Source organism: Haloarcula sp. MBLA0163 (assembly GCF_055632435.1).
The window spans coordinates 543,263-560,152 of record NZ_CM145745.1; the positions used below are offsets into that span (position 1 = coordinate 543,263).

19 protein-coding genes are annotated in these 16,890 nt (G+C 68.7%); 10 read left to right on the forward strand and 9 right to left on the reverse strand.

Annotation, left to right across the window (positions count from 1 at the left end):
- Positions 1-61: 61 nt before the first annotated feature.
- Positions 62-562, forward strand: coding sequence for a hypothetical protein (locus ACV7GQ_RS02740; RefSeq protein WP_470312024.1), 501 nt, complete (start codon positions 62-64; stop codon positions 560-562).
- On the opposite strand, the gene ACV7GQ_RS02745 is transcribed toward ACV7GQ_RS02740, so the two are convergent.
- The 3 genes from ACV7GQ_RS02745 to ACV7GQ_RS02755 form a co-directional block, all read right to left on the reverse strand.
- Complete coding sequence (locus ACV7GQ_RS02745; RefSeq protein ID WP_470312025.1) at positions 554-1,201, reverse strand: ArsR/SmtB family transcription factor; 648 nt, start codon at positions 1,199-1,201, stop codon at positions 554-556. The genes ACV7GQ_RS02740 and ACV7GQ_RS02745 overlap by 9 nt on opposite strands.
- A 49-nt stretch (positions 1,202-1,250) precedes the next feature.
- Complete coding sequence (locus ACV7GQ_RS02750; protein WP_470312026.1) at positions 1,251-2,144, reverse strand: hypothetical protein; 894 nt, start codon at positions 2,142-2,144, stop codon at positions 1,251-1,253.
- 95 nt (positions 2,145-2,239) lie between these two features.
- A complete protein-coding gene (locus ACV7GQ_RS02755) occupies positions 2,240-2,878 on the reverse strand; it encodes a DUF1405 domain-containing protein (RefSeq protein WP_470312027.1) in 639 nt (212 codons plus the stop codon).
- Positions 2,879-3,010: 132 nt separating this feature from the next.
- Between ACV7GQ_RS02755 and ACV7GQ_RS02760 the strand changes: the two genes are divergently transcribed.
- The 3 genes from ACV7GQ_RS02760 to ACV7GQ_RS02770 are packed head-to-tail and all read left to right on the forward strand — an operon-like array spanning position 3,011 to position 4,794.
- Positions 3,011-3,376: a DUF5802 family protein gene (locus tag ACV7GQ_RS02760; protein WP_470312028.1), complete on the forward strand. Its 366-nt coding sequence runs from the start codon at positions 3,011-3,013 to the stop codon at positions 3,374-3,376.
- 42 nt (positions 3,377-3,418) lie between these two features.
- Positions 3,419-4,312, forward strand: coding sequence for a Vms1/Ankzf1 family peptidyl-tRNA hydrolase (locus tag ACV7GQ_RS02765; RefSeq protein WP_470312029.1), 894 nt, complete (start codon positions 3,419-3,421; stop codon positions 4,310-4,312).
- 50 nt (positions 4,313-4,362) lie between these two features.
- Positions 4,363-4,794: a universal stress protein gene (locus tag ACV7GQ_RS02770; RefSeq protein WP_470312030.1), complete on the forward strand. Its 432-nt coding sequence runs from the start codon at positions 4,363-4,365 to the stop codon at positions 4,792-4,794.
- 76 nt (positions 4,795-4,870) lie between these two features.
- On the opposite strand, the gene ACV7GQ_RS02775 is transcribed toward ACV7GQ_RS02770, so the two are convergent.
- Positions 4,871-5,314: a universal stress protein gene (locus tag ACV7GQ_RS02775; RefSeq protein ID WP_470312031.1), complete on the reverse strand. Its 444-nt coding sequence runs from the start codon at positions 5,312-5,314 to the stop codon at positions 4,871-4,873.
- 57 nt (positions 5,315-5,371) lie between these two features.
- Positions 5,372-6,478, reverse strand: coding sequence for a KaiC domain-containing protein (locus ACV7GQ_RS02780; RefSeq protein WP_470312032.1), 1,107 nt, complete (start codon positions 6,476-6,478; stop codon positions 5,372-5,374).
- 110 nt (positions 6,479-6,588) lie between these two features.
- On the opposite strand from ACV7GQ_RS02780, the gene ACV7GQ_RS02785 reads away from it, so the two are divergent.
- On the forward strand, positions 6,589-7,440 hold the full coding sequence (locus ACV7GQ_RS02785; RefSeq protein WP_470312033.1) for an NAD(+)/NADH kinase: 852 nt from the start codon (positions 6,589-6,591) through the stop codon (positions 7,438-7,440).
- Here ACV7GQ_RS02785 and ACV7GQ_RS02790 read toward each other — a convergent pair.
- Positions 7,437-7,724 carry a DUF8006 family protein gene (locus ACV7GQ_RS02790; RefSeq protein WP_220618771.1) on the reverse strand — a complete coding sequence of 96 codons (288 nt, stop codon included), beginning with the start codon at positions 7,722-7,724 and terminating at the stop codon, positions 7,437-7,439. The genes ACV7GQ_RS02785 and ACV7GQ_RS02790 overlap by 4 nt on opposite strands.
- A 158-nt stretch (positions 7,725-7,882) precedes the next feature.
- Here ACV7GQ_RS02790 and ACV7GQ_RS02795 point away from each other — a divergent pair, with 158 nt between their 5' ends.
- Positions 7,883-8,458 carry a response regulator transcription factor gene (locus ACV7GQ_RS02795; RefSeq protein ID WP_470312034.1) on the forward strand — a complete coding sequence of 192 codons (576 nt, stop codon included), beginning with the start codon at positions 7,883-7,885 and terminating at the stop codon, positions 8,456-8,458.
- Between the two features lie 5 nt (positions 8,459-8,463).
- On the opposite strand, the gene ACV7GQ_RS02800 is transcribed toward ACV7GQ_RS02795, so the two are convergent.
- Positions 8,464-9,069 carry a hypothetical protein gene (locus ACV7GQ_RS02800; RefSeq protein ID WP_470312035.1) on the reverse strand — a complete coding sequence of 202 codons (606 nt, stop codon included), beginning with the start codon at positions 9,067-9,069 and terminating at the stop codon, positions 8,464-8,466.
- A gap of 91 nt (positions 9,070-9,160) precedes the next feature.
- Between ACV7GQ_RS02800 and ACV7GQ_RS02805 the strand changes: the two genes are divergently transcribed.
- On the forward strand, positions 9,161-9,739 hold the full coding sequence (locus tag ACV7GQ_RS02805) for a HalX domain-containing protein (protein ID WP_470312036.1): 579 nt from the start codon (positions 9,161-9,163) through the stop codon (positions 9,737-9,739).
- A gap of 180 nt (positions 9,740-9,919) precedes the next feature.
- Here ACV7GQ_RS02805 and ACV7GQ_RS02810 read toward each other — a convergent pair whose 3' ends face one another.
- The gene (locus ACV7GQ_RS02810) at positions 9,920-10,552 is read right to left on the reverse strand and encodes a TetR/AcrR family transcriptional regulator (RefSeq protein WP_470312037.1); all 633 of its coding nucleotides are present in this window, start codon (positions 10,550-10,552) and stop codon (positions 9,920-9,922) included.
- A gap of 205 nt (positions 10,553-10,757) precedes the next feature.
- Between ACV7GQ_RS02810 and ACV7GQ_RS02815 the strand changes: the two genes are divergently transcribed.
- The 3 genes from ACV7GQ_RS02815 (at position 10,758) to ACV7GQ_RS02825 (ending at position 16,678) form a co-directional block, all read left to right on the forward strand.
- Entirely contained in the window at positions 10,758-12,680 is a 1,923-nt protein-coding gene (locus ACV7GQ_RS02815; protein WP_470312038.1) for a COG1361 S-layer family protein, read from the forward strand.
- 1 nt (position 12,681) lies between these two features.
- Positions 12,682-15,201: an efflux RND transporter permease subunit gene (locus tag ACV7GQ_RS02820; protein ID WP_470312039.1), complete on the forward strand. Its 2,520-nt coding sequence runs from the start codon at positions 12,682-12,684 to the stop codon at positions 15,199-15,201.
- A gap of 70 nt (positions 15,202-15,271) precedes the next feature.
- Positions 15,272-16,678 (forward strand): dihydrolipoyl dehydrogenase family protein, encoded by a 1,407-nt coding sequence (locus ACV7GQ_RS02825; RefSeq protein WP_470312040.1) that lies wholly within the window; start codon positions 15,272-15,274, stop codon positions 16,676-16,678.
- On the opposite strand, the gene ACV7GQ_RS02830 is transcribed toward ACV7GQ_RS02825, so the two are convergent.
- Positions 16,675-16,851, reverse strand: a complete 177-nt coding sequence (locus ACV7GQ_RS02830) for a hypothetical protein (protein ID WP_470312041.1) — start codon at positions 16,849-16,851, stop codon at positions 16,675-16,677. The two genes, ACV7GQ_RS02825 and ACV7GQ_RS02830, sit on opposite strands and share 4 nt — an antisense overlap.
- Between the last annotated feature and the right edge of the window lie 39 nt (positions 16,852-16,890).

The following is a 16,890-nucleotide window of genomic DNA, read 5'->3' on the forward strand; positions in this document are numbered from 1 at the left end:
CGCCGCTGTCCTCGCCGCCACCTCCACAAAGGCCATAGGTCCGGCGAGCCGACCGTGACGTATGTCCGAACGAACGGCGGAGCGGACCCGCGAGACCGACACGGAGGCCGAGACGGGCGAGGCGAGTCCCGGTATCGGCCGGCTCGACGGGTTCTCGACGGAGACCACCGAGAGCGAGTCCGAGTCGGAGAGCGGGAGCTACTTCTCGCTCCGGGCGCTCCTGGTCGCGTTCGTCGCCGTCGGCGGCGGCGCCGTCGCCGGGAGTCTGGTCCCCCTCCTGCCGTTCACCGCGCTGCTGGGGATTCCGGCCGGCGCGTTCGTCCACGGGCTGCTCGCCAGCGAGCGCCGCTACGCGGAGACGGCGCTGGCCGGTGGCCTCACCGCCGGGGTCCTGTCGGTGACGTCCTTCCTCTCGCAGTTCGTCGTCCGGGGTATCGCCGGCGGCCAACTCGGGATGGGGCGCCTGTTCGCGGTCGCCGCCGCCGTGGGGCTCGTCCTCGCCGTCCTCGGCCACTACTTCGGCCGCGACCTGCGCGACGGCCTGACGCGGGAGTTAGCGTAACTGCCAGCCGTCGTGGGTCTGCTCGACGACGCCCTCGCTGGCGAGTCGCTCGAGGGCCTCCTCGACCATTTCCGGCGGTGCCTCGATGGTGTGGGCCAGTTTCCGCACCGACGCCGACCCGTGGGACAGCGCGCTGACGAGTTCCGCGTACAGGCGGCCGTCGCCCTCCTCGACGCGCTGGTCGAACTGGTCGCGGACGTCGGTCACGCGACCCTGGACCCACCGCTGGGCCAGCGAGAGCTCGTTCTCCAGCTGTTCGAGCCGTTCGAGTTCGCGGGCGAGGTCGCGCAACTCGCCGTCGCCCTCGTCCTCGACGTCGATAGAGAGGTGCCGACAGGCCGAGATGTCGAGGCCCGGGTTCGCCGGATAGGCGCTCTTGGTCCCGAACTCGTAGGGGGAGACCCGGACCTCCAGCCGGAGGTTCCGGGCGATAGAGAAGTACTTCCGGCGCTGGTCGTCGGTGCGGGACTCGACGAGGCCGGCGTCCTCCAGCTTCTGGAGGTGGTCGATGACCGCCTTCGGGCTGACGCCGATGTACTCGCTTATCTCGGTCACGTAACAGGGTTTGTGTGCGAGCAAGCGGAGGATACGCCGCCGGTTGGCGTTCCCCAGCAAGTCGAGCAACTCGGCGGAGTCCATTCACCCGAGGGTAGCGGGTCGCAGTAGAAAAGGGTGACCCCTGCGGCCGTCAGCGGCCGGCGTCACCGGCCGCCGAACCGTCGCCGCTGCCGCCGTCGCCACTGCTGCCGTCGCCGGCACCGCCGTCACCGGGCCCATCGCTGCTCCCGTCGGCGTCGCCCGCGTCGTCGCCGGCCGTCTCGTTCGCAGATCCGTTCGTCGCCGCCGAGTTACGAGGGTCCGCGTCATCACCGGCCGCTGGGCCGTTCTCGACCGGTCGCTCGCCCGCGTCGCCGGACTGGCCGTTCCCGGCCGCCGGGACGCCGCCGGCTCTCGACGTACGGTTCGCCGACGACGTGTTCGCTTCGTCGGTTGGCCGCTCCGATCGTCCCGGGGCATCGACCGGCGGACCGCCGCCGTTCGCGCGCACGAGCGCCGCGACATCGCGGCCCGACAGCCGACTGGCGTTCTCCTTGAGTCGCTCCAGCCGGTCGTCCGCGACGCCGGCCACCGTGGCGGCCTCGTCCGTGTCGTTCACCGCCGTCTCGAGCGCGTCCATGCGGGCCACCAGGCGGCTCTGCTGGGCGACGTACGCCTGTCTGGGGATGCTCCCGTTCTCGTACCGCTGTCGCAGGCTCTCGTTTCGCTCGCGGAGCCGCTCGAGGCGCTGCTCGAGGGTTCCGGTCCGACTGGTCACCATCCGCGCTCGCTGGCTCTCGTTCGCACGCTCGAACCCGGCCTGCCACATGCCGTTCTCGACCGTATCGTTGGCGGCGGCCGAACTCGACTGCAGGAACGCGGTCAGCCGCGTCCCGAAGCCGGGCCCGTCGTCCGTCTCGTTGGTGTCGGTGGCGACAGGGGTCGCGGTGTCGGTGGTCGTCTCCTGTGCCGCGGCCGCCGGTAAGCCCACCATAGCGGCGGCGACGAGACACAGCACGAGTCCCACGGCGTACCGTCGATTCATCTCTATCCACTCATTACCGACCCAGCATAAAAAGCGGCGTCTTCGTTCGCTCCGTTTAGCAGCCTCTGAAACGACCGCAGACAGTCCAAGAGTGTTTAGGAAGCGCGCTCGTCGAGCATCGGCATGATTCTCCATGCGACGCCGACAGAGAGGACAGACAGCGCGACCGTCGCCAGCGCGAGCGTGAGTCCGGGGTCGTATCGGAGCGGCGGGTAGTAACCGAACCCGTAATCTAAGAGGTCGTTACCGAGTGCGACGACGAGCGCCGCGAGGAGCGCCCCCCGAGTCGTCCGGCCGTAGTGAGGGACTAACAGCCCCTCGGCGACGAAGCCGACGTGGGTCACGATGATGCCGAAGTACGCCCACGGCTCCGGGAAGTACGCGTCGAAGCCGAGGTTGAGCGCTACGAACGTCCAGACGCCCATCTTCACGAGCCAGACGAGCGCGATGGTGTGGAGGTACGCCAGCGGCAGGTTCGTCGGCACGTCGTCCAGCGAGCGCCCGAGGAAGGGCAGCAGCGTCACGAGCGACAGCGTGAGCAGGAACAGGGCCGTCGGCGAGTCGGCGTACAGCGGCCAGAGGAACGTCGAGACCTCCGGCATCGTGTCGACGTAGTACCTGACGCCGACGAGGATGCCGACGACGTTGACTAGGACCAGCCACACCAGACTCGGCGTGTTCTCCAGGTAGTACCGCGCGTAGCGGCGCGGCAACGGCCCCCGATCGGTGTCCATGGCCGCCCCTGTGCCCCGATGGGCGGAAACCCTGTCGGTCCCGGGCGGCGAGTATTGCGCTCTGAATGCCCGACGGCAAAAGGGTGTCGGCGAACGTTTATGTGTGTCACTAGCACACGTAGAGGTGTACCGATGTTCGAACAGTTCTCCCGCGGCTACTACCTCGGCCGCCTCTACGTCGAGCCACGGCGAGAGGGGGCGGCGGCGATGTGTCGGGACCAACACGAGCGAGTCAACCAGCAACTGTACGCCTCCGGAGACGGGGTCGAACGCACAGACCTCCCGCTGGTGATGAAACTCGGCTCCCGTCACTTCCCCGTACACGGCGACGAGCGGGTGCCGGCCGACACCCTCGCTGTCCCGGACGAGGTACTCGAGTCCGCGAACGTGCGAAACCCGCCCAGCCTCCGCGAGGTGTTCCTCGCGAAGGCCGACCACGCGGCCCAGCTGCTCTCGGTCGCCGACACGACGTCGGCGTTGCCCGACAGCGCCGTCTGAGGGCGGCCACTTTTAAGCCCGTCCCGGTCCGCAGTCCAGTCGATGCTGGACCGGTTGCTGGGGCGCGCCTCGCTCAAGGAGCGCGTCGCAGAGCTCGAAGAGGAGAACCGCCACCTCGAACGGCAACTCGACGCCGAGGAGGAGCGCCGCGCCGAGGCGTCGACGGCCCGACAGCGGGCCGAGGCCGAGGTCAACCGGCTGGAGGACCGCGTCACCGAACTGGAGGACCGCGTCGAGCGACTGCAGGCCGACGACGGCGAGCACGCCTACCGCGCCGAGGAGCGCCTCACCGGTCGCCGCGTCGGCGAGCTACTGGACCGGCTCCAGTCGGTCGAGACGGAGCCGGAGGGGGTGTTCACGGCCTACGTCGCCGACGAGAGCGACCTGCCCGGGCCGGTGCGTGACGCCTTCGGCGACCGCGCGTCGCTGGTCGCGCGGGCCGCCCCATGTCTCGCCGTGACCGACGACGCCGGAGTGCTGTCGGCCTGTCTCTCGGTGCCGGTGCCGCCCGAACCGTTCGCGACGTGGGCCGACCACGTCGAACTGGAGCGCTCGTGGTTCGAACCGGCGGGCCGGTACTCGGTCGCGCTCGTCCGGTCGGACCTGTTCGCACTCGGCCAGTACGAGGGCGGCGAGCGCACCGCCTTCCACGGCTTCGACGCCGAACTCAAGAGCCAGCACTCGAAGGGCGGGTTCTCCCAGTCCCGGTTCGAACGCCTCCGCGACCAGCAGATAGCGAGCCACCTCGACCGCTGTCGCGCCGCCATCGAGGAGGTCGGTCCCGAGACGCTGTACGTCGTCGGCGAGGGGTCGGTCATCCACGAGTTCGAGGACGACGCCGCGGTCACGCGCACCGTCGACGCGACGGGCGACCCCGAGGACGCACTCGCCGACGCCGTCCGGTCGCTGTGGACGGTCCGCCTGCGGGTGCCCTGACGCCGGTCACAGGCCGAAGATTCAAGCCGCCCGCCGCGGGCAAGAACTGTATGAGCAAGCGCATCCTGGTCCCCGTCGACGGGTCCGACCAGGCGAAGGCCGCCTCCGAGTTCGTCGTCGAGAACTACCCCGACGCCACCGTCGTCCTCCTGCACGTCATCAACCCGGCCGAGGCCGGGTACAGCGCGCAGGCGTCGGTGCCGTCGTTCTCCGAGGAGTGGTACCAGCAGAAGAAGGCGGCCGCAGAGTCGCTGTTCGACGACCTCGAGGCGACGGCCCACGACGCCGGCGTCGAGTCCGTCGAGCGGGTGCTGGAGGTCGGCCGGCCGACCCAGACCATCGTCGACTACGCCGACGACCACGACATCGACCAGATCGTCATGGGGAGCCACGGTCGGTCTGGCGTCTCGCGAATCCTGCTCGGGAGCGTCGCGGAGACGGTGGTCCGCCGAGCGACGGTGCCCGTGACGGTCATCCGCTGACGGCGGGGGTCACGCCGAGCGAGCGCGGCTCACCTGCTGTGGTCGAGCGTGCGCACTCGCGGCTCACCTGCCGCGATTACGCGTGCCGCACGATGTGGACGTCGTACCGCGGGTCCTCCGAGACCGGCGCACCGACGCTGGAGACGGGCGACGAGACGCGGCCCGCGTTCTCGCTACCGATGAAGACGATGGAGGCGTCGACCTCGTTCGCGACCGACCGGAGGGTCCGGACCACGTCGGTGGTGATGGAGGCCATCGAACTGACGTCTTCGGGGACCTCGGCGCGGAACTCCGCCTCCGGCGCTATCTCGGCGACGCGCTCGCGGAGATTGTCGGCGATGGCCTCTGGGTCGAACGGGTCGTTCGGCGAGAGCCAGTTTCGCTCCAGGGCGTAGTCGGGTTCGTCTGGGATGACGACCAGTGCGAGGACGGCCTCGTCCCGGTACTCCGAGAACTCCGTCGCGCGCTTGAGGGCGGCCTGTGAGAGGTCCGAGCCGTCGAACGGAACGAGCAGTACCATAGCGGTGACTCGACAGGGAACGGATTAAAACCCTGCGCCCGGCGCCGGTCCTCGCGCTCAGAAGATGTTGGCCTGCTGGTAGACGCTGATGCCGTCCATCGTGATCTCGTAGGGTTTCGTCTCACGGGAGTGGTTCGCGTTCCGGATCTTCTGTATCTCGACGGCCAGCCGCGTCTCGCGAGTCTCCGAGCGGACGTACTGGAGGATGAACACGCCGTCGGTCAGGTACTCGATGACGCCGTGGCGGGAGGCGTAGGGGTTGTCCTCGCTGGCCTCGGAGGTGAGCATCGTCGTCACGCCGGCGTCCTTCAGCGACCGCGTGAAGTCGAACACCTCGGTCCGGCGCTTCGAGGGCTTGTCGTACATCATCTCCAGCAGGGAGACGGAGTCGAGCACCAGCCGGTCCGCGTCGAAGTCCTCGACGAGGTCGGGGAGTTCCCCCCGGATGTTGTCGAGGCTGTTCGCCATCTCGACCGGGTCGAGGTCGACGACGGCCAACTGCCCCTCGGCCTCGTACTCCGCGAACCCCCACCCGCGGTCGTCCGCGGTGTCCATGATCGCCTCGTGGGACTGTTCGAGCGTGATGAACACGCAGTTCTCGCCGTTCCGGAGGCCGTGGTGGAGGAACTGTAGGCCGAACGTCGTCTTCCCGGTGCCCGCCGACCCGATGGTGACCAGGAGGTGCCGGCGTGGAATCCCGCCCTGTATCATCCGGTCGAGCCCCTCGATGCCGACGTCGATGCGCGGGATGTCGGAGTCGAAGTCCTCGTCCTCGAAGTCCGCGCCACCGCCGCCGCCACCGGGGTCACCGGCGGACTCGAAGGCCGACGCGAAGTCGTCGTCGAACAGCCCGTCGCCGCCGGACTCGTCGAAGGGGCTCTCGCCGCCGCCGTCGTCGAACGGGCTCTCACTGCCGGCTCCGGCCGGCGGCCCGCCGTCGCCGTTGTCGCCGAACGGGTTGTCCCCACCGCCGCCGTCGAAAGGGCTGTCGCTACCGCCGTCGTCGAACGGGCTGTCGTCGTTCCCCCCGTCGAACGGGCTGTCACCGTCCCCGTCGAAGGGGTCGTCGTCACGCTCCGCGTCACCCGATTCCTCGTGCTCGGCGTCGTCGCCCTCGATGGCGCTCTCGAACCAGTCGTCGTCCTGTCGCTCGTCGTCGCTCATCGCCCCAACCACCGGCCACAGACCCGGGCCATGGGGTGCAATTCACGTCCACGCAAATATAACCTTGCCGTCGTGGAGGGTTTATAACCGCCCGCCTGAAAGACACGTCAATGACCGTCGGTATCGTCGCCCAGCGAGACAACGACCGGGCGATGTCGCTCGCCAGCAGACTGACCGACCGACTCGCCGAGGTCGGCGAGTCCGTGGCCGTCGACCAGACGACCGGCGCGGCGCTCGACGACCACGAGGCGTGGGACGCCGCAGCGCCGTCGACGCGGCCCGTCGAGGCGATGCGGGACTGTGACCTCGTCGTCAGCATCGGCGGCGACGGCACGTTCCTCTACGCCGCACGCGGTGCCGGGTCGACGCCGCTGATGGGCGTCAACCTCGGCGAAGTCGGCTTCCTGAACGCGCTGGCTCCCGAGGAGGCCGTCGAGACGGTGGTCGCCGAGGTCGAACACATCCAGAAGACCGGGAGCGCTCGCACGCGGGCCATGCCGCGGCTCCGGGCCAGCGGTCCCGGCTGGGAGCTCGCACCGGCGCTCAACGAGGTGGTCGTGCAGGGCTCACACCGCGGCTCCGGCGGCGGGGGGACGTTCGAAGTGCGGGTCGACGGGTCGCTGTACACCAGCGGACACGCCGACGGCGTGCTCGTGGCGACGCCGACCGGGTCGACGGCCTACAACCTGAGCGAGGGCGGGCCGCTCGTCCACCCCGACGTCGCCGGGCTCGTCGTGACGGGGATGGCCGAGGCCGACGGGATGCCGCCGCTGGTCGTCGACGCGGACAGCGACGTGGTCGTGTCGTTGACCGACGCAGAGAGTGGGGTCGTCGTCAGTGACGGACGGGTCCGCGAGGAGATAACGCCGCCGGAGCGGGTGACGCTGTCGCGGGCGAGCGAACCGATCCGGCTGGCCGGGCCACCGCTCGATTTCTTCACCGCGCTCGGGAAACTGGGTTAGCGGCGGCCGACGGCGTAGAGGACGGGCGCGACGGCGAGCAGTACCAGTCCGAACAGTTTGTACTGGAACGGGGAGGCGAGGACGCTGCCGGCGTTGGGTTCCATCGCCGCCGCAGGGGTGATGAGCAGCAGCGCCCCGATGGCGATGGTGTGAACGCCCAGCATCCGGAGCGAGCGCATCGGGAGGATGCCGACAGCGCCCACGACGAACCCGAGGAGCAGGATATCACCGATGGTGTAGTTCAGCAGGAAGCTGTCGATGACTTGCAGCGGTGGCGCGAGCATTCCTATCCCGAATCTGGCCGTGACGCAATCTTTAAAGTTCCGTTCCGTCACCGACCGTCGGTGTGCTCTCCCGGGAGCCTCCGACGACGTCTCGGCTGGGCTAGCGGCGGTACGCGTGACGGATAGTTATATGTACGCGGCTAGCAGTACACAGTACCGTGTCAGACACCACTGCGGAACCGACCGTCCTCGTCGTCGACGACGAGGAGGAGGTCGCAGACGTCTACGCGTTGCGACTCCGCAACCAGTACGAGACGGAGACGGCCTACGGCGGCGAGGCCGCGCTGGACCGGGTCGACGAGGACGTCGACGTCGTCCTCCTGGACCGACGGATGCCGGACATCTCCGGCGACGACGTCCTCGCGGAGATACGGGACCGCGACATCTCGACCCGCGTCATCATGATCACGGCGGTGGACCCGGACTTCGACATCATCGACATGCCGTTCGACGACTACCTCTGTAAGCCCGTCGAGAAGGCCGACCTCGTGGCCGCTATCGACCAGCAACTGGCCGCCCGTCGGTACGACGACAGGCTCGCTGAGTACCTCGAGGTCACGTCGAAGCTCGCGCTACTCGAGGGGGAGAAGACGCCGCAGACGCTCGAGGACAGCGACGGGGTCGAGACGCTCCAGCGCCGGGCGGAGCAGCTCAAGTCGGAGATGGACGAGGCGCTCTCGGAGTTCGAGAGCATCGACACGGCGTTCAAAGAGATCGGTCGCCGCCCGAGCTGACGCCGTCAGGTCTCGTCGACGGGGGTGTAGAGGACGTACCCGCTCGCCTCGCCAGCGACCGTTCTGAGGCGGAACGGGGTCGCGCCATCGGCCGTCTCACAGGTGACGACGGCGTCGTACCCGCCCGCGTCGAGGCGGTCGCCGTCCGCCGCCTCGGCACCGGTGACGAGCACGGCCTCCGACAGCGGCGTTCCCGTCAGTTGGCCGGCCGGCACGTCGAACGTCGCGGCGAACGCCTCGTTGGCCGCCCTGACGACCGGTCCGTGGCCCTCGTCGGCGTAGTAGAGCACGGGGTCCGGGTGGCCGTCGAAGAGGTCCGCCGGTTGGGGGGCCGGCGCCGACGACTCCTCGACGTCGACGGTCATCGTCTCGTCGTCCACCTCGACGTCGTCCGCGGTCCGGAGGAAGTACACCACGGCACCGAGGCCGCCGCCGAGAGCGACGCCGAGGCCGAGGCTGACCGGCCGCGGGACGGGGAGGTCCGCCACCGTGTCCACGGCGAACATGAGTGCAGCGAGGGTGGCGGCTCCGGCGGCGATGTAGCCGACGACGACGACCAGGCTACCGAACCGACCGGACGCCGCGGCGTCGTCACCGGAGGTCTCGTCCATGCTACTCCGGAGTCGTCGGGCCACGAGTTAACCTTTTTCGAGACGGCGCCAGCGACAAGACATATGCGTCTCTCCGTCGTACCAGACTGACGTGTCCACCGAGGCAGACAGGCGCGCCCACGTCCTCGTCGTCGACGACGAACACGACGTCGCGGACACGCAGGCGCTCCGACTCCGCGACCGCTACGAGACGACCGTCGCGTACGGGGGCGAGGCGGCGCTGGAACTGGCGGGCCCGGACGTCGACGCGGTGCTGCTCGACCGCCGGATGCCGGACGTCCACGGCGACGAAGTCCTCGAGCGCCTCCGTGCCCGCGGGTACGACGGCGTGGTCGTCATGCTGACCGCGGTGGACCCGGACCTGAACATCCTCGAGATGTCGTTCGACGACTACCTCCGGAAGCCGGTCGACCGGGAGACGCTGTTGTCCACGCTCGACCAGCACCTCGACCCCCCTGGCGAGGACGAGCGGCTGGACGAGTTCTTCGAGATAACGTCGAAGATAAGCGTCCTGGAGGCCGAGAAGTCCGCCACACAGCTCGACGACAGCAGCGAGTACGCCGCGCTCGTGGAACGCGCCGACGAACTGGAGTGGCAGCTCCGGACCGAGCTCGACGACTTCGACGACATCGTCGAGACGTACCGCTCCATCACCCGGAACGCCGGGTGACCACTGGGCGAACCGACCGTCTCCGAGTCGCCCGAGAACGACGACTGCTGGCGACAGCGCCCGGCAGCGAGCGCTTCGGCGAGCCACCGGCAGGGTCGCTGCCGGTGGCGTCACCGTGCCATCGGCCCGGAAGACGAAGTCAGGTACCGAAAGCCGGGCACACGACGGACCGTCGGCGCGTCACGCGTCGGTGGACTCCGGGACCAGCAGTTCGCTCTCGATGTAGGACTCGATGGCCGTCCGGAGCTGCGGGAGCGGGTTGTCGTCCCGCGTCGCGTTCTGGAGTGTGATACCCTCCAGCGTGGTCAACAGGAACTGTGCGGTGCGTTCCGGGTCGACGTCTCTGAACACGCCGGCCTCGATACCCTCCGCGATGAGCGCCGCGATGCGCTCGGTGAACTCCCGGTCCGTCTCGGTGAACTTCGCCCGGAAGTCCGGGTTACGGACCGCCTGTGCCCGCAGTTCGACGTACGTCGCCAGGATGTCCTCCTGTTCGGGCAGCCCTTCGGCCGTGGGGAAGTCCCCGAGGAGGAGCCCGAAGAACGTCCGGAGGTCTTTGGCCGGGTCGCCGGACGACTCCAGCTTGAAGACGCGGTCGAACTCCTCGAGGGTGAACTCGAGGAACGAGAGCAGCAGGTCCTCCTTCCCGTCGAAGTGGTGGTAGAACGTCGACTTGCTGAGGTCGGCCTCGTCGGCGATACGCTGGATGGAGAGCCCCGCGTAGCCGTGTTCCTGCAGCGCACAGAACGTCGCACGCATTATCGCTTCGTGCGAGTCCTCGGGTTCGCCCGCGAACGGAAGCGCGTCAGTCATCCCGACCGAATATTCGTTCGGTAGACAAAAGTGCTTCGTACCATTCACTAACCGGAACGTTGATGTTTGACCGAACGTTCGTTCGATACGAGATGAACGACTGGAGGGTCGGGCTCGACGACGCCTGTTGCCCGAACACGGACCTGTCCGCCCGAACGGCTCCCGTATCGCCCGCCGAACCGCGCTCTCTCCCCGCATCGACCCAATGAGACTCCGAACACCACTGACGCTGACCGTCGTCGCGCTCCTGTTGTCCGCCGGTACGGCCGCCGCGGCCGTTACCGGGAGCCCCGACATCGACGTGACGCTCGCAGACAACACCGTCTCGCCCGGCGAGGAGACCACGCTCGACGTGGTCCTCGTCAACACCGGTACCCTCGACACGGGCGGTCCGCAGGCTCTGAACAACGAGGTGATGACCGCACGCGGCCTGAAAGTCGGCGTCGGCTCCGGCGGGGCGCCGATATCCGTCACGACCTCTCGGCAGTCACTCGGCACGCTCGCACAGGGACCGACGCGGACGGTCCCGTTCGAGATCAGCGTCGACGAGAACGCGGACCCGGGCACGTATCGCATCCCCGTTCGCATCTCCTACGAACACACGAGCTACATCTCCGAGACGGAGGGCACGCGTGACGAGGAGACGGTCCAGACGACGAAGTTCGTCACGGTCCGCGTCAGCGACGACGCTACCTTCGACGTGACGAACGTCGAGTCCGCCGCCCGCGTCGGGTCGACCGGCACGGTCGCCGTCACCGTCGAGAACACCGGCGACGAGGCCGCGCGTGACGCGTCCGTGACCCTCGCCAGTCGGAACGGGGACCTCAGCGTCAGCGGCGGCACCGAGGGGTCGCGCTACGTCGAGGTCTGGGAGTCCGGCGAGCAGCGGACCTTCCGCTACCGAGTCGGTGCCGCCGAGAGCGCCGAACCCGAGCCGTACGAGTTCGGCTTCTCGGTCGCGTTCGACGACGCCGACGGCGTCCGCAAGCAGTCCGTCGGGTCGTCGGTCGGTATCGCCCTCGACCCCGAACAGACGTTCTCCGTGACCGACATCGACAGCGACGTCCCCGTCGGAGCCAGCGGCACCTACGAGGTGACGCTCCGGAACGACGGGCCGACCCGCGTCGAGTTCGCGACGGTCACGCTCACGACACAGAGCAGCGACGTCTCGTTCGGCAGCTCCTCGACGGCCACCCAGTTCCTGGGCACCTGGGGGCCCGGCGAGACCCGCACGGTCAGGGTCAAGACCGACGCGAGCTCGGACGCCGAACAGCGCGTCTACGCCCTCTCTGCCAAGGTCGGCTATCAGGACCCCGAGGGCGACTCCGGGGCCAGCGACGACATCCCGCTGGGTCTCCAGCCCCAGCCAGAACAGCAGTTCGCACTGTCGAACGTGACCGCCTCGCTGCAGGCCGGCGAGGACGGTCGGCTCGAAGCGACGCTGACCAACGAGGGGCCGCGCGTCGCCAACAACGTCGTCCTGAACTGGGACAGCGAGCACAGCAACCTCTCGCCACAGGAGACCCAGTACGCCGTCGGGGACCTCGAACCCGGCGAGTCCGCGACGGTCAGTTTCGGCGTCGACGCCTCCGAGAGCGCCGACGCGGGCCCCCGACAGTTCGACTTCAGCACCGTCTACCGCGACGCCGCCGGTGACCGCCACGAGGGCGACACGATGGAGATCCGCGCCGACGTCGCGGGGAGCGAGGACGAGTTCGCCATCGAGTCCGCCAACACGACGGTCAGCGCCGGCGGGTCTGCGACCATCGAGCTCACCGTCACCAACGAGGAGGACGTGCCGCTGACGGACATCTCGGCGAAGCTGTTCGCCGACTCGCCCATCTCGGTCACCGACGACGAGGCGTACATCGACCGCCTCGAACCCGGCGAGTCGGCGACGCTGCGCTTCGGCATCGGCGCCAGCGGCGGGGCGATGGAGAAGGACTACCCCGTCTCGCTCGACTTCCAGTACGAGGAACCCGACGGCGACACGCCGGTGTCGGACACCTACCGCGTCGCCGTCGGCGTCACGTCCCAGGGCGGCGGGGGTGGCCTGCCGCTCTCGACCATCGGAGCCGTCCTGCTCGTGAGTCTCCTCGCAATCGGTGGCTACGTCAGGTTCCGCTAAGATGGACTACCAGCGGTACATCGACTGGGCGGACGACCGCATCGTCGAGGACTCCCGGCGCGTCGTCCTGACGTTCCTCGTCGTGACGCTCGTGTTCAGCGCCGGACTGGGCAACATCTCGACGAACGCCGGGACGTCGCAGTTCACCACCGGCCTGCCGGCCGAAGAGGCGTTCGAGCGCGTCAACACGGAGTTCTCGCCCGCGTTCTCGCCGGATACGGGCAACACGCAGCTCATCCAGGAGGGCAACAACGTCCTCTCGAGGGACGCCCTCCTTCGGATGTTGCGCGCGCAGGACCGGCTCGAAGACCACCAGGACCTCCGTGTGACCGGGACGTCCAGCGCCGCGGGCATCGTCGCCCGCCAGCTCGACCCGTCGGCCCGGACCACCGAGGCACAGATCCGCGCCGTCGAGTCCGCCTCCAGCAGCGAGATAGACGCCGCCGTCAGACGCGCCGCCGACCAGAACCCGCAGTTCACCTCGCTCGTGAGCAGCGACTTCAACCGCGGGTCCGCGTCGGCGTCGGCCACGCTCGGCCTCGTCACCCACGAGATTCCCGCGGGCATCTCCTCGGGGTCCGGGCAAGGCGGGTCGAGTCCGCTGACGAGCATCCAGCGGCAGGCCCAGTTCACCGTGCGGTCGGCCGGTCAGGGCACCATCACGGTGTTCGGGTCGGGCATCGTCGCCGCGGAGTTCTCCAACGTCGTCTTCGACTCGCTCATCCTCACGGTCCCCGCGGCGGTCATCTTCATCCTCCTCTTCCTCTCTATCGCCTACCGAGACCTCGCCGACATGGCGCTCGGCCTGATAGCGCTGTTCATGGCCATCGTCTGGACGTTCGGGTTCATGGGGCTGGCCGGCATCCCCTTCTCGCAGATGCTCATCGCGGTGCCGCCCCTGCTGCTGGCGGTCGGCATCGACTTCGGCATCCACGCGGTCAACCGCTATCGTGAGGAACGGCAACACGGGACGAGCATCGACGAGTCGATGCGCATCACGACCGACCAGTTGCTCGTCGCCTTCTTCATCGTCACCGGGACGACGGTCATCGGGTTCGCGGCCAACCTCACCAGTTCGCTCCCGCCGATTCAGGACTTCGGGTTCGTCGCCGCCATCGGCATCACGTTCACCTTCCTCATCTTCGGCGTGTTCCTGCCCGCCGCCAAAGTCGAACTGGACGAACTGCGCCAGCGCTACCCCATCCCGACGTTCACCGAGCGCCCTCTCGGCTCCGAGGACTCCGCGCTCGGCGGGATTCTCCGGGGCGGCGTCGCCATCGCCGAGCGCGCGCCGGTCGTCTTCCTCCTCGTGACGCTGGTCGTCACGGCCGGCGCGGGCGTCTACGCGACGGGCATCTCCACCTCGTTCTCGCAGGACGACTTCCTGCCGCCCGAGGACAACGCCGACTGGATACAGTCCCTCCCCGAACCGTTCGCGCCGAGCGAGTACACCGTCACCGAGCGGACGAACTTCCTAGAGGAGAAGTTCGACTCGACACAGAGCGGACAGGCGACCATCTACGTCGAGGGGCCGATGCGGAAGGACTCGGCCCTGGAGCAGATACACCGGGCCGGCGACGACCCGCCGGACACGTTCGTCCGCGAGGACGGCCGGGCGGCGTCGACGTCCATCGTCACCGTCATCCAGGACCGGGCCGAGCGGGACCCCGAGTTCCGGCGGCTGGTCGAGCGCAACGACGCCAACGACAACGGCGTCCCCGACGACAACCTCGAGACCATCTACGAGTACCTGCTCGACTCCTCCTCGCGCGACCGGGCGCTCAACTACCTCAACGAGGACTACCGGAGCGCCCGGGTCGTCTACACCGTCGAGGCCGGCGCGAGCGACAGCGAGGTGACCGAGGACGCCAGGGCCGTCGCCGAGGACTTCCGCTTCGAGGCGACCGCGACCGGCTCTATCGTCGTCTTCCAGGCCGTCTCCGACGTCATCCTCGAGTCGGCGGTCCAGTCGCTGGCCATCGCCCTCGCCGGGGCGTCGGTGTTCCTCGTGTTCATCTACTACGTGCTGGAGGGGCGGCCCTCGCTGGGCATCGCCAACGTCGTCCCCGTCGTCGTCACCGTCGCCCTGCTCGCGGGGACGATGCGGTTCCTCCAGATACCGTTCAACGCCATCACGGCGACGATGCTCGCCATCACAATCGGGTTGGGGGTGGACTACTCCGTCCACGTCACCCACCGGTTCGCCGACGAGATGCACGAGTACGACCTCGTGACCGCGCTCGACCGGACGGTCAGAGGGACCGGCGGCGCGCTGCTGGGCAGCATGCTCACCACCGTCTTCGGCATCGGGGTGCTGGCGCTCGCGGTGTTCCCCGCCATCGGGCAGTTCGGCATCCTGACGGCGCTGTCCATCGCCTACGCCTTCCTCACGTCGCTGCTGGTCCTCCCCTCGGTGCTGGTCGTCTGGGACCGCGTCACCAACTACGACCAGCCCCTCCGGCGGCTGCTGGACCTCGGCGGCCCGCGAGGGCCGGTCCAGCCGACCGAGGGCGACGACTGAGCGCCCCGGTCGTGCCCTCCGGCTACACGCCACTGAAGCCTTTATCCGGGGCCACCGCTAGCCTACCGGTATGACCCACGTCGTCATCATCGGCGCGTACGGGAGCGCCGGCGCGGCCACCGCCGGCGAGCTCGTCGACGCGGACGGAATCGAACTCACCCTCATCGACGACGGCGACCCCGGTGGGGGCCTCTGTATCCTCGAGGGCTGTATGCCCTCGAAGGAGGTGCTCTCGGCCGGGGCCCACCGCTTCCAGGCCCGACACGACCACCGACTGGTCGGCGACGTGCCGGACGTCGACCTGGAGGCCGTCGTCGAGACGAAGAACGAGCGCACCCGCGGGTGGGCGGGCCACCGGCGCGACTCCATCCACGAGATGGCCGAACGCGACCACGTGGAGTTCGTCCACGACACGGCCACGCTCGTCGACGACCACACGGTCCGGGCCGGCGGCGAGGAGTACGAGGCCGACTACGTCGTCATCGCGACCGGCTCCTCCGTGTACGTCCCGGACCTCCCCGGTATCGACGATGTGGAGTTCATGACGAGCAAGGACGTCCTCCACGCGACAGAGTTCCCCGACTCCGGCATCGTGATGGGCTTCGGGTACATCGGGATGGAGATGGTCCCCTACCTCGCCGAGGCCGGCGGGATGGAACTCACCGTCGTCGAACACGACGACCGCCCCATCGACGAGGCCGACCCCGAGTTCGGCGACGAGGCCCGGCAGATATACGAGGACAACTGGGACATCACGATTCCCACGAACTGCCACGAGCGACGGCTCGAACGCACCGCGGACGGCGGCGTCCGCCTGCACGTCGAGTTCGAGGACGGCAGCGAGGACACCTTCGAGGCCGACCAGCTGTTCCTCTTTACCGGCCGCCGACCCACGCTCGACGGTCTCGGTCTCGAAAACACGTCGGTCTCCGCCGAGGGCGACTGGGTGCGCGAGACGATGCAGACGGTGGACGCCGACCACGTCTACGCCGTCGGCGACGTCAACGAGAAGGAGCCCATCCTCCACGTCGCCAAAGAACAGGGCTTCACCGCCGCCGAGAACATCCTCCGACAGGAGGCCGGGGCGGAGCCACAGGCCTACGAGAACGTCCACCACCACGTCATCTTCTCCGGACTGGGCATCTACCCCTTCGCCCGCGTCGGCCACAACGAGCAGACGGCCCGCGAGGCGGGCTACGACGTCGTGACGGCGACCCGGCAGGCCAGCGACGACGGCGTGTTCAAGTCGAAAGACGTCCCCGAGGGCCTCGCGAAGCTCGTCGTCGACGCCGAGGACGGCACCGTCCTCGGCTGGCAGGGCCTGCACTACCACGCCGACAGCTTCGCGAAGACGCTGCAGATAGTCGTCGAGATGGGGCTGGACGTGCGTGACCTGCCCGACCGGGCCTATCACCCCACCCTGCCCGAGAACCTCGACGGCCTCATCCGCGACTGCGTGGCGGAACTGGACGACTAACCGCCCGTCGACGGGTAGTTCTGTATCTCGACGAACGCCGTCCCGCCGCAGGCCGCACACTCCTCGGGCGGGGTGTACCTGTGGTCCGGCGGGTCGCCGTGGACGGTGCCCGCGAGGACGGCGTGGCACTGCTCGCAGACGTACTCCTGTGGCCGTTCTGGCTGGTGCGCCATGTCGTGTAATTCATTCTACACGTGCATAAGCGTGTGTCC

Bases quoted from the DNA above. Each gene is read 5' to 3' on its own strand.
- ACV7GQ_RS02765 (WP_470312029.1), top strand. From the start codon at position 3,419: ATGCTGGACCGGTTGCTGGGGCGCGCCTCGCTCAAGGAGCGCGTCGCA.
- ACV7GQ_RS02785 (WP_470312033.1), top strand. From the start codon at position 6,589: ATGACCGTCGGTATCGTCGCCCAGCGAGACAACGACCGGGCGATGTCG.
- ACV7GQ_RS02790 (WP_220618771.1), bottom strand. From the start codon at position 7,724: ATGCTCGCGCCACCGCTGCAAGTCATCGACAGCTTCCTGCTGAACTAC.
- ACV7GQ_RS02815 (WP_470312038.1), top strand. From the start codon at position 10,758: ATGAGACTCCGAACACCACTGACGCTGACCGTCGTCGCGCTCCTGTTG.
- ACV7GQ_RS02740 (WP_470312024.1), top strand. From the start codon at position 62: ATGTCCGAACGAACGGCGGAGCGGACCCGCGAGACCGACACGGAGGCC.
- ACV7GQ_RS02810 (WP_470312037.1), bottom strand. From the start codon at position 10,552: ATGACTGACGCGCTTCCGTTCGCGGGCGAACCCGAGGACTCGCACGAA.
- ACV7GQ_RS02780 (WP_470312032.1), bottom strand. From the start codon at position 6,478: ATGAGCGACGACGAGCGACAGGACGACGACTGGTTCGAGAGCGCCATC.
- ACV7GQ_RS02830 (WP_470312041.1), bottom strand. From the start codon at position 16,851: ATGGCGCACCAGCCAGAACGGCCACAGGAGTACGTCTGCGAGCAGTGC.
- ACV7GQ_RS02770 (WP_470312030.1), top strand. From the start codon at position 4,363: ATGAGCAAGCGCATCCTGGTCCCCGTCGACGGGTCCGACCAGGCGAAG.
- ACV7GQ_RS02825 (WP_470312040.1), top strand. From the start codon at position 15,272: ATGACCCACGTCGTCATCATCGGCGCGTACGGGAGCGCCGGCGCGGCC.
- ACV7GQ_RS02820 (WP_470312039.1), top strand. From the start codon at position 12,682: ATGGACTACCAGCGGTACATCGACTGGGCGGACGACCGCATCGTCGAG.
- ACV7GQ_RS02745 (WP_470312025.1), bottom strand. From the start codon at position 1,201: ATGGACTCCGCCGAGTTGCTCGACTTGCTGGGGAACGCCAACCGGCGG.
- ACV7GQ_RS02800 (WP_470312035.1), bottom strand. From the start codon at position 9,069: ATGGACGAGACCTCCGGTGACGACGCCGCGGCGTCCGGTCGGTTCGGT.
- ACV7GQ_RS02755 (WP_470312027.1), bottom strand. From the start codon at position 2,878: ATGGACACCGATCGGGGGCCGTTGCCGCGCCGCTACGCGCGGTACTAC.
- ACV7GQ_RS02750 (WP_470312026.1), bottom strand. From the start codon at position 2,144: ATGAATCGACGGTACGCCGTGGGACTCGTGCTGTGTCTCGTCGCCGCC.
- ACV7GQ_RS02760 (WP_470312028.1), top strand. From the start codon at position 3,011: ATGTTCGAACAGTTCTCCCGCGGCTACTACCTCGGCCGCCTCTACGTC.
- ACV7GQ_RS02775 (WP_470312031.1), bottom strand. From the start codon at position 5,314: ATGGTACTGCTCGTTCCGTTCGACGGCTCGGACCTCTCACAGGCCGCC.